The 619-nt window shown below is 74.2% G+C and carries 1 protein-coding gene; it reads right to left on the minus strand.

Features of this window, described 5'->3' with window-relative positions; translation table 11 throughout:
• Positions 1-602, minus strand: a 602-nt coding sequence (locus tag G5C65_RS38080; protein ID WP_338146863.1) for a beta-ketoacyl reductase, incomplete at its 3' end; no start/stop codon positions are given.
• Positions 603-619 lie beyond the last annotated feature (17 nt).

The following is a 619-nucleotide window of genomic DNA, read 5'->3' on the forward strand; positions in this document are numbered from 1 at the left end:
CACGGGTCCCAGGCCACCGACGTGCCCGGAAGCCCGCGATCACGGCGGTGCTGGACCCACGCGTCCAGGAAGGCGTTCCCGGCCGCGTACGCGCCCTGACCGCCGCTGCCCCAGGTGGCGGCGGTCGAGGAGAACACCACGAACAGATCGAGTGGCAGGTCCCGGGTGAGCTCGTCCAGCAGCACCGTCCCCTCGATCTTGGGACCGACCACCCGGGCAACCGCCTCCGGACCGGTCTGCTCCAGTCCCTCCGTGTCCACGATCCCGGCGGTGTGCACGATGCCGGTCAGCGGCCACTGCTCCGGCACACCGTCGATCACCCCGGCCAGCGCGTCCCGGTCGGTGACGTCACACGCGGCCACCGTCACCCGCGTCCCGAGGTCGGTCAGCTCCTCGATCAGGCCGTCGGGAGCCGTCCCGCTGCGGCTGGTCAGTACCAGGTGCGGCGCACCACGCCCCGCCAGCCACCGCGCCACCTGCGTCCCCAGGGCACCGGTGCCGCCGGTGATCAGGACGGTGCCGGTGGGCTGCCAGCCGGTACCGGTGACGGCTGCGGGCAGTGCGCGGGCCAGGCGGCGGCCGTAGATCCCGGCTCCGCGCACCGCGACCTGGTCCTCGC

The sequence above is a fragment of the Streptomyces boncukensis genome, assembly GCF_011045075.1.
GTDB classification, from domain to species: Bacteria; Actinomycetota; Actinomycetes; order Streptomycetales; family Streptomycetaceae; genus Streptomyces; species Streptomyces boncukensis.